The 9225-nt window shown below is 69.6% G+C and carries 10 protein-coding genes; 6 read left to right on the top strand and 4 right to left on the bottom strand.

Going from position 1 to position 9225, the window contains the following annotated elements; translation table 11 throughout:
• Positions 1-222: hypothetical protein (locus VED21_RS21175; protein WP_324885728.1), on the bottom strand; the 222-nt coding region annotated here is incomplete at its 3' end.
• 170 nt (positions 223-392) lie between these two features.
• Here VED21_RS21175 and thrC point away from each other — a divergent pair.
• The 4 genes from thrC to VED21_RS21195 all read left to right on the top strand — a co-directional run bounded on the left by thrC (position 393) and on the right by VED21_RS21195 (position 3995).
• Entirely contained in the window at positions 393-1817 is a 1425-nt protein-coding gene (gene thrC, locus VED21_RS21180; protein ID WP_324885730.1) for a threonine synthase, read from the top strand.
• The gene (locus tag VED21_RS21185) at positions 1814-3073 is read left to right on the top strand and encodes a pitrilysin family protein (RefSeq protein ID WP_324885732.1); all 1260 of its coding nucleotides are present in this window, start codon (positions 1814-1816) and stop codon (positions 3071-3073) included. The genes thrC and VED21_RS21185 overlap by 4 nt, the downstream gene beginning before the upstream one ends.
• A 9-nt stretch (positions 3074-3082) precedes the next feature.
• Positions 3083-3673, top strand: coding sequence for a GNAT family protein (locus VED21_RS21190; RefSeq protein WP_324885734.1), 591 nt, complete (start codon positions 3083-3085; stop codon positions 3671-3673).
• A gap of 121 nt (positions 3674-3794) precedes the next feature.
• Positions 3795-3995: a hypothetical protein gene (locus tag VED21_RS21195; protein ID WP_324885736.1), complete on the top strand. Its 201-nt coding sequence runs from the start codon at positions 3795-3797 to the stop codon at positions 3993-3995.
• 121 nt (positions 3996-4116) lie between these two features.
• Here the strand turns inward: VED21_RS21195 and VED21_RS21200 are convergent, their stop codons facing one another.
• Together VED21_RS21200 and VED21_RS21205 are read right to left on the bottom strand one after the other, a co-directional pair.
• Positions 4117-4365: a hypothetical protein gene (locus tag VED21_RS21200; protein ID WP_324885738.1), complete on the bottom strand. Its 249-nt coding sequence runs from the start codon at positions 4363-4365 to the stop codon at positions 4117-4119.
• A 73-nt stretch (positions 4366-4438) separates the two neighbouring features.
• Positions 4439-5014: a YqgE/AlgH family protein gene (locus VED21_RS21205; protein WP_324885740.1), complete on the bottom strand. Its 576-nt coding sequence runs from the start codon at positions 5012-5014 to the stop codon at positions 4439-4441.
• A 154-nt stretch (positions 5015-5168) separates the two neighbouring features.
• Between VED21_RS21205 and VED21_RS21210 the strand changes: the two genes are divergently transcribed.
• Together VED21_RS21210 and VED21_RS21215 are read left to right on the top strand one after the other, a co-directional pair.
• Positions 5169-7253 (top strand): protein-disulfide reductase DsbD family protein, encoded by a 2085-nt coding sequence (locus VED21_RS21210; RefSeq protein ID WP_324885742.1) that lies wholly within the window; start codon positions 5169-5171, stop codon positions 7251-7253.
• Positions 7254-7369: 116 nt separating this feature from the next.
• Positions 7370-7852 (top strand): peroxiredoxin, encoded by a 483-nt coding sequence (locus tag VED21_RS21215; protein ID WP_324885744.1) that lies wholly within the window; start codon positions 7370-7372, stop codon positions 7850-7852.
• Positions 7853-7898: 46 nt separating this feature from the next.
• Here VED21_RS21215 and VED21_RS21220 read toward each other — a convergent pair.
• The coding region (locus VED21_RS21220) for an AMP-binding protein (RefSeq protein WP_324885746.1) at positions 7899-9225 on the bottom strand (1327 nt) is incomplete at its 5' end.

Here is a 9225-nt window from a genome sequence, read left to right on the forward strand (position 1 = left end):
GCGGCCGTCCTTGCCGCTGGACATCTTCCTCACCGTGTACAGCGAGATGCCGGTGGCGATGAAGCCGTTGACGGCGATCAGCAGGTTGGTGACGAAGGACACCGAGTTCGACGTCATGATCGCCACCGTCGCCGCGACGATGGTGTAGAACTCCATGGCGGCGGTGAGGGCGAGCAGGCGGATCTTGTCCTTGGCGCTGACGCCGTCGAGGTTGGCGGACATGGTTGCCTTTGCGTGCGGTTCGGGGCTGCGCCGGCAAGCTATCCAGACACGCGCGGACAGGCAAACGACAAATCGCCGTGTTTATTACGCCCGATGGGCGTTGGGCCGCTTGCGCCCACTGGGCGTCCGCCGCTAATTTTGCCGCCTTCATTGGCGGAAGGTTTGCAGCGGTGCGCTACATCAGCACGCGGGGCGCGGCCCCGGCCCTGGGCTTCGAGGACGTCCTTCTCACCGGTCTCGCCCGCGACGGCGGTCTCTACGTGCCGGAGACGTGGCCGCAGTTCACGGCCGACGACATCCGCGCCTTGCGCGGCCTGCCCTACACCGAGGTGGCGGTGCGCGTCATGCTGCCCTTCCTGGGCGGAGCCATCCCGGAATCCGAGTTCCGCACCCTGGTCGAGGACGCCTACGGCACCTTCGACCACCGCGCCGTCACGCCGCTGGTCCAGCTCGACCAGCGCACCTGGGTGCTGGAGCTGTTCCACGGGCCGACGCTGGCGTTCAAGGACGTGGCGCTACAGCTGTTGGGCCGCCTGTTCGACCATGTGCTGGCGAAGCGCGGCGAGCGGGTGACCATCGTCGGCGCCACGTCGGGCGACACCGGATCGGCCGCCATCGAGGCGTGCCGCGACCGCCACAACGTCGACATCTTCATCCTGCACCCGAAGGACCGCACGTCGGAGGTGCAGCGCCGTCAGATGACCAGCGTGCTGTCCTCGAACGTGCACAACATCGCGCTGGAAGGCACCTTCGACGATTGCCAGGACATGGTGAAGGCCATGTTCGCCGACACGGACTTCCGCGACCGGCTGAACCTGTCGGCGGTGAACTCCATCAACTGGGCCCGCATCATGGCCCAGATCGTCTATTACTTCGCCGCCGCCGCGGCGCTGGGCGCGCCGGACCGCAAGGTGGCCTTCGTGGTGCCCACCGGCAACTTCGGCAACGTCTATGCCGCCTACGCCGCGCGCTCCATGGGGCTGCCGGTGGAGACGCTGGTGGTGGGCTCCAACTCCAACGACATCCTGGCGCGCTTTTTCGACAGCGGGACCATGGCGATGCTGCCGGTCACGCCTACTTTAAGCCCCAGCATGGACATCCAGATTTCGAGCAACTTCGAGCGCCTGCTCTTCGACCTGCACGGCCGCGATGGCGCCAAGGTGGAAGAGACGATGCGCCGCTTCCGCGCCGAGGGCCGCTTCAGCGTCACCGACGCCCAGCTGGCCCAGGCCCTGTCCCTCTTCGCTGGCTTCCGCGTGGACGAGGACGCCACCATGGCGACCATCGCCCGGACGTGGCGGACCACCGGCGGCTACACGGTCGACCCGCACACGGCGGTCGGCGTCGCCTCGGCCGAGCAGGCCCAGGTGGCGGCCAAGGTGGCTGACGACACCGCACTCGTCGTGCTGGCCACCGCGCATCCGGCCAAGTTCCCGGACGCGGTGGAGAAGGCCACGGGCCGCCGCCCGGCGCTGCCGCCGCGCCTGTCCGACCTGTACGAGCGGGAGGAGAAGCTGTCGGTGCTGCCCAACGACATCGCCACGGTGCAGTCCTACGTCACCGCCCGCGCCCGCGCCGCGCAGGAGGCGGCATGAGCCAGGTCCGTGTGACCACGCTGCCGAACGGGCTGCGCGTCGCCACCGACACCATGCCCGACGTGCAGACGGTGTCGCTGGGCTGCTGGGTCGGTGTCGGCACGCGCAACGAGGCGGCGTCGGTGAACGGCGTCGCCCACCTCGTCGAGCACATGCTGTTCAAGGGCACGAAGCGCCGCTCGGCCTTCCGCATCTCCGAGGAGATCGAGAACGTCGGCGGGCAGCTGAACGCCTACACCACGCGCGAGCACACGGCGTACTACGCCAAGGTGCTGCACGAGGACACCGAACTGGCGCTCGACATCATCGCCGACATGCTCCAGCACTCCGTCCTGGACGAGGACGAGCTGGCGCGCGAGCGCACGGTGGTGTTGCAGGAGATCGGGCAGGCGGCCGACACGCCCGACGACATCATCTTCGACCATTTCCAGACCACCGCCTATCCGGACCAGGCCATCGGTCGGCCGGTGCTGGGTTCGGCCGAGATCGTCGGCAGCCTGCCGCGCGGCGCGCTGGCGGACTATCTGGCGCAGCACTACGCCGGGCCGTCGGTGGTGCTGGCCGCCGCCGGCCGCATCGAGCACGACCGGCTGGTGGCGCTGGCCTCCAAGGCCTTCGCCGGCCTGCCCGCGACGCCGCTGCCGGAGGTGGAGCCGGCGCAGTACCGCGGCGGCGACTTCCGCGAGGAGCGCGACCTGGAGCAGATGCACCTCGTCCTCGGCTTCGACGGGGTGGGGGTGCACGACCCGGACTTCTACGCGCACTCCGTCCTGTCCACGCTGCTGGGCGGCGGCATGTCGTCCCGCCTGTTCCAGGAGGTGCGGGAGAAGCGCGGGCTGGTCTACTCCATCTACACCTTCACCGGCGGCTACCGCGACGGCGGCCTGTTCGGCGTCTACGCCGGCACCGGCGAGGAGGAGGTGAGCGAACTGCTGCCCGTCGTCTGCGAGGAGCTGGTCAAGGTCGGCCAGGACATCAGCGAGGACGAGCTGGCCCGCGCGCGGGCCCAGATGAAGGCCGGCACGCTGATGGCAATGGAAAGCACCATGTCGCGCTGCGAGCAGCTCGGCCAGCAGTTGCTCGTCTACGGGCGGCCGATTCCGGTGGAGGAGATCGTCACCCGCATCAACGCCGTCGACCGCGACGCGGTGATGCGCGCCGCGCGCCGCCTGCGTCAATCGCGCCCGACGGTGGCGGCCCTGGGCCCCACGCAGCGCCTGGAGGACTATGAGCGCATCCGGGCCCGCCTCGCCTAAGGGGGCGCCATGATCCGCCTGCTGGGGGGCGGGCTGATCAGCCCGCCGGCCGTGCGGCTGGACGGGCCGACCTGCTACATCCGCCCGCCATTGCCGCGCGACTGGCGGGAGTGGGCCGACCTGCGGGCGACCAGCCGCGGCTTCCTGACGCCGTGGGAACCGACGTGGCCGGCGGACGCGCTGACCCGATCCGCCTTCGCCCGGCGGCTGCGCCGGCAGGCGCAGGAATGGCGCGACGACGAGGCGTACAGCTTCCTGATCTTCGACCGCGCCGGCGACGCGCTTGTGGGCGGCCTGGGCCTGTCCAACATCCGGCGCGGCGTGGCGCAGATGGGGACGCTGGGCTACTGGGTCGGGCAACCGTTCGCGCGGCGCGGCTACGTCTCCGGCGCCACGCGGCTGGTGCTGGATTTCGCGTTCGGCCAGCTGGGCCTGCACCGGGTCGAGGCGGCCTGCCTGCCCAGCAACGAGGCCAGCCGCGGCCTGCTGGAGAAAGTGGGCTTCACGCACGAGGGCTACGCCCGCGGCTACCTGCGCATCGACGGCGCGTGGCGCGACCACGTGCTGTACGCAATCCTGCGTGAAGAGTGGCGTGGTTAACAGCGCATAGGGTCGGCGTCTAATACCTTTTCCCTGATCGGTGGCTTTGTAACCTTAAGCAACGTTTAACCTCCTTGGGCCACCATCCGGGAAACAAACGAACGACGCGATTGGTGTTGAAATGACCGAAAAGCCCGTTTGGACGCAAGAAAACACTCTCCACTACACGCTGCGCACCGGCGCCCGGCGCGTCGACCTGCGCTACGAGCCGGCCGGCTTCCAGAGCGGCTGGGCGGTGTACGTCGGCAGCCATCTGGTGGACCGCTGCGCCGAGTTCATGCAGGCCCGCGGCGTCGCCCTGCAGGCCGCGCAGACCGCGTGAGGGTCAGTGCGTGATTCGTTGATGCGTAGGTTGGGTTAAGCGCCAGCGCACACCCAACGTTTCCGCGGTGCGGGGATGTTGGGTTTCAACCCAACCTACGACGGATCGCGGGGAAAGCCCGTCAGGCGGCGTCCGGCTTGCGGCCGAGCGCCACGTCCATGGCGAGCTGGTCGATGCGGCCGTCCAGCCGGCCGATCTCCTTCAGCCGGACGACGCCGAGCATCTCCTTCATCTGGCGCTGCTCATCTTTGATCTGGCGCAGCTCTTCTTTCATCTCGCACTGCTCCGCCTCGACGCGCGTAACCGTGGCGTCGATGCGCTCGACCTTATCGAGCAGCACGGTGAGCATGGATTTCAGTTCGGGGTCCATGAAACCTCCAGCGTCGGCCTTGCCACTGACAATACCACCCACACGCGATCGTGTGCAAGGAGATGCACCCGCGTCACGCGTGGCCGGCCTCGCCGGAGAGCATGGAGAGGCTGACGCCCAGGGTGGCGATGGAGCGCTCCCACTTGGCGTCCAGGTCCTTGTCGAACAACAGCTTGTCGTCGCAGGGCGCGGTCAGCCAGCCGTTCTGCTGGATCTCCTGGTCGAGTTGGCCGGGCCCCCAGCCGGCGTAGCCCAGCAGCAGGATCGATTGCTTCGGCCCGCGTTCCTCGGCGATGGCGCGCAGGATGTCGATGGTGGCGGTCAGCGCCACGTCGTCGTCCACCACCAGCGTGCCGTCGCGCACGTAATCCGTCGAATGCAGCACGAAGCCGCGCCCCGATTCGACCGGCCCGCCGTAGTGCACGGGCATGTTGGCCGCCCCCTTCACGTCCTCCAGGCCCAGCTGTTCCAGAAGGTCGTGGAAGGTGATGGAGCCGAACAACTTATTTACGACCAGCCCCATGGCGCCGTCTTCGTTGTGAGCGCACATATAGATGACCGTGCGCTGGAAGCGCGGATCCATCATGCCGGGCATCGCGATGAGCAATTGTCCGGTCAGGTACTGAGGGGACTTGGTCACGAGCGGCATGGGCGGTTATCCTTCTTTCCTTGGCGGAAAGCCCGGTGTTTCCGGACCCCCGCGGCCGCCGGAAGGCAAGTGTGACAGCACGGGCCACGGCTTGTCACGGATTATAGCGGCGGCTCGTCACCGTTTCCTTACTGATGTGACAACACGTGAAGCGATGAAAAGGTTTGCCTCCCCCCTGATCACGGGCCTGCTTCTGTGGGCATTCCTGCTGCTGCCCGCGGAAGCCCTTGCGGCGTCGGGTCCGGCGGTGCGCGGCGGGCCGGTCGAGGCACGCCTGTTGTCCGCGGTGGAGGGGACGGGGGACCTCGCCGGCGTGCCGCTGGCGCTGGAGGTGAAGCTCGACAAGGGTTGGAAGACCTACTGGCGCTCCCCCGGCGACGCCGGCCTGCCGCCGCGCGTGGAGTGGACCGGCTCCACCAACCTGAAGGACGCGGAGCTGTCCTACCCGGCGCCGCACCGCATGACGCTGCTGGGGATCGAGACCATCGGCTACGACGGCGCGGTGACCTTCCCAATCCGCGCCGTGCCGGCCGAGCCGGGCAAGCCGATGGAGATCAAGGCCGGCCTGGACCTGCTGGCCTGTTCGGAGATCTGCGTGCCGCAGCGCGTGGACGTGGCGCTGTCGCTGCCCGCCGGCCCGGCCACGCCGGGGCCGGAGGCCAACGCCGTGTCGCGCGCGCAGAACACCGTGCCCGGCGACGGCCGCGCCGCCGGCCTGGAGATCCGCGCCGTGCGCACGCAGGGCGCGGTGGTGGAGGTGGAGGCCGCGGCGCGCGAGCCCTTCGGCAAGCCCGACCTGTTCATCGAGACCGACCCGCCGGTGATCTTCAAGGCGCCCACGGTCCGCCTGTCCGACGCCGGGCGCACCGCCGTGCTGCGGCTGGAGGCGGTGGACGCCGTCATCGACCCGCCGCTGCCCGGCCGGGCCGCGACGCTGACGCTGGTGGACGGTGCCCACGCCATGGAGGCCAAGCGGGCCATCGAAGCCGGCGCCGTCGGCCGGGCCGGCGGTGCCGTGGGGCCGGCGGCGAACCTCCTGTCCATGCTGGCGGTGGCGCTGCTGGGCGGGCTGATCCTCAACCTGATGCCCTGCGTGCTGCCGGTCCTGTCGCTGAAGATGCTGTCCATGGTGGCGCACAGCGGGGCGCCGCGGCACAAGGTGCGCGCCGGATTCCTGGCGTCGGCGGCGGGCATCCTCGCCTCCTTCCTGATGCTGGCCGGCGCCATGGTGGGGCTGAAGGCGGCCGGGGCCGCGGTGGGGTGGGGCATCCAGTTCCAGCAGCCGCTGTTCCTGGTCTTCATGGTGGTGCTGGTGACGCTGTTCGCCGCCAACCTGTGGGGCCTGTTCGAGATTCCGCTGCCGCGCTTCCTGGCCGACACGGTGGGCGGGACGGAGGGGCACGGCTACGGCGGGCAGTTCGCCACCGGCGCCTTCGCCACACTGCTGGCCACGCCGTGCTCGGCGCCGTTCCTCGGCACCGCCGTTGGCTTCGCGCTGGCCAACGGGCCGCTGGAGGTGTTCGCCATCTTCACCGCACTCGGCATCGGGCTGGCGCTGCCGTACCTGCTGGTGGCGGCGTTCCCGTCGGTGGCGCGGCACCTGCCGCGGCCGGGGCGCTGGATGGTGGCGTTGCGGCGCGTGCTGGGCGGCGCGCTGGCGCTGACCGGCGTCTGGCTGCTCAGCGTCATGGCCGTGCAGGCGGGGGAGGCGGTGGCCGGCCTCGTCGCCGCGCTGATGGCGGCGCTGGTGCTGGCGCTGTGGCTGGGCCGCCGGCTGGCGGCCGGCATGCGCTGGGCCGGGCCGGCGTTCGCGGCCTTGCTGACGCTGGCCGCCTTCATCGTTCCGGTGCAGTTCGGCAGCGGGGCGGACGCCGCCCCGGTCGTCGCGACGTCCTGGAAGCCGTTCGACGAGTCGGCGATCGGCAGGCTGGTGGGGGAGGGGCGGACGGTGTTCGTGGACGTCACCGCCGACTGGTGCATCACCTGCCAGGCCAACAAGAAGCTGGTGATGAACCGTGGCGAGGTGGCCAAGCGCCTGGACGGCGACGTGGTCGCCATGCGCGCGGACTGGACGCGACCGGACGAGCGCATCGCCGCCTACCTGGCCGCGCATGGCCGCTACGGCATCCCCTTCAACATCGTCTACGGCCCCGGCGCGCCGGACGGCATCGCGCTGCCCGAACTGCTGACCACCGGCGCCGTGCTGGACGCCCTGGACAAAGCCGGCAAGCGCCCTTGATTACTGTCGCGCTTTGCGCGCCGGGGCTGACTTCCGTCGGGCTTGCGGGCATCCGGCGGCGCGGTTAGAACCGGTCCAGGGACACAACCGATACACATAAAGGGAGAGGCACAACCATGACGATCAAGGTCGGCGACACCATCCCCTCGGTCACGCTGAAGCACCTGACCGACAACGGCATGCAGGAAATCACCACCGACGAGGTCTTCAAGGGCAAGAAGGTCGTGGTGTTCTCGGTGCCGGGCGCCTTCACGCCCACCTGCTCGGCCAAGCACCTGCCGGGCTTTGTCCAGCAGGCCGAGGCCCTGAAGGCCAAGGGCGTGGACACCATCGTCTGCCTCGCCGTCAACGACCCGTTCGTGATGAAGGCGTGGGGCGAGAAGAACAACGTGGACAACAAGGTGCTGATGCTGCCGGACGGCAACGCCGCGCTCACCGGCGCCATGGGGCTGACCATGGACGGCTCGGGCTATGGCCTGGGCACGCGCGGCCAGCGCTTCGCCCTGATCGCCGAGGACGGCAAGGTCACCGACCTCGCCGTCGAGGAGCCGGGCAAGTTCGAGGTTTCCTCGGCCGAGGCGGTGCTCGGCAAGCTGTAAGGTTGGCACCGGCCGGGTCACGCGTCGGCGTGGCCCGGCCGGGGATTTACGCCCCCGCCTTCTGCCTGTCCCAGGTCGCGCCGGTCACGCCGCGGTCGCGCAGCTTGCCCTTCTGCACCTTGGCGGTGGGCGTCTTGGGCAGGGCCTCCACGATTTCGATGAAGCGCGGCTGGGCGTAGCGCGGCAGTTCCCTGGCCGCGTGTTCGGCGATGGCGTCCGGGTCGAGGCGGGCGCCGGGCATCGGCACCACGGCCAGCATGATCTCGTCCTCCTGGTCCTTCAGGCCGGACGGCACGGCGAAGGCCGCCACCTCGGCCACGCCGTCGAGCCGCGCGATGGTGGTCTCCACCTCGTAGGACGACACGTTCTCGCCGCGGCGGCGGATGCAGTCCTTGATGCGGTCGACGAAGTGGAAATAGCCCTCGTCGTCCACGAACCCGGCATCGCCGGTGTGGAACCACAGGTTCCGCCACGCCTCCACCGTCTTCTCCGGCATGCGGTGGTAGCCGGTCATGAAGCCGAAGGCGGCCTTCGGGCGCACCATGATCTCGCCGATGGAGCCGGTGGGCACCGGCGCGTCGGTCACGGGATCGCGCACCTCGACCTCGAAGTAGCGGTCGTAGAGCCGGCCGCAGGTGCCGGGGCGCGCCACGCCCAACTCGCCGTAAAGCGGGATGTTGACCTCCGTCATGCCGTACAGGCTGATCACGTCGGGGATGCCGAAGCGCTCGCGCATCTCGATCTCGGTCGCCGCCGGGTTGGGGGCGGCGCCGACGATGCGCAGCTTGTGGTCGCAGTCGTCCGAACGGGGCGGGGTGGCGACCACGAAGGCGGTGATGGCGCCCAGCGAGTTGGTGATCGTGCAGCCGTAGCGGCGGATGTCGTCGATCCAGCCGGACGCGCTGAACCGCTCGCGCATCACCGCCGACGCGCCGGCGATCATGGTGGCGAACAGCTGCATGTACAGCGCGTTGGCGTGGAACAGCGGCAGGCAGATGTAGAAGCGGTCGGCCTCCGTCATCGCGTAGTTGTCGATGCTGCCCAGGCCGAACATGAAGCCGTGCCCGTGTGGCATCAGCACGCCCTTGGACGGGCCGGTGGTGCCGGAGGTGTACATGATGCACGCCGTGTCGCCGGCCAGCGGCAGCGGCCCGTCGTACGGATCGGCCCCGCGCCAGCCGTCGAACGCCACGCCCCGGAAGGGCGCGGTCTTGGCCCCGTCGGCCATCGTGACCAGCGTCTTCAGTGCCGTCAGGCGCGGCGCGATGTCCGTGAAGCGTTCGGCCAGCGGGGCGGTGGTGACGGCCAGCGCCGCCGCGCAGTTCTCCAGCTGGTGCTCCAGGAAGGCGCCCTTGAGGTCGAGGTTGAGCGCC

The sequence above is a fragment of the Azospirillum sp. genome (assembly GCF_035627195.1).
In the GTDB taxonomy this organism is placed as follows: Bacteria; Pseudomonadota; Alphaproteobacteria; order Azospirillales; family Azospirillaceae; genus Azospirillum.

Coding starts and splice junctions, on each gene's coding strand:
- VED21_RS21185 (WP_324885732.1), top strand. CDS start 1,814: ATGAGCCAGGTCCGTGTGACCACGCTGCCGAACGGGCTGCGCGTCGCC.
- VED21_RS21190 (WP_324885734.1), top strand. CDS start 3,083: ATGATCCGCCTGCTGGGGGGCGGGCTGATCAGCCCGCCGGCCGTGCGG.
- VED21_RS21195 (WP_324885736.1), top strand. CDS start 3,795: ATGACCGAAAAGCCCGTTTGGACGCAAGAAAACACTCTCCACTACACG.
- VED21_RS21200 (WP_324885738.1), bottom strand. CDS start 4,365: ATGGACCCCGAACTGAAATCCATGCTCACCGTGCTGCTCGATAAGGTC.
- VED21_RS21205 (WP_324885740.1), bottom strand. CDS start 5,014: ATGCCGCTCGTGACCAAGTCCCCTCAGTACCTGACCGGACAATTGCTC.
- VED21_RS21210 (WP_324885742.1), top strand. CDS start 5,169: ATGAAAAGGTTTGCCTCCCCCCTGATCACGGGCCTGCTTCTGTGGGCA.
- VED21_RS21215 (WP_324885744.1), top strand. CDS start 7,370: ATGACGATCAAGGTCGGCGACACCATCCCCTCGGTCACGCTGAAGCAC.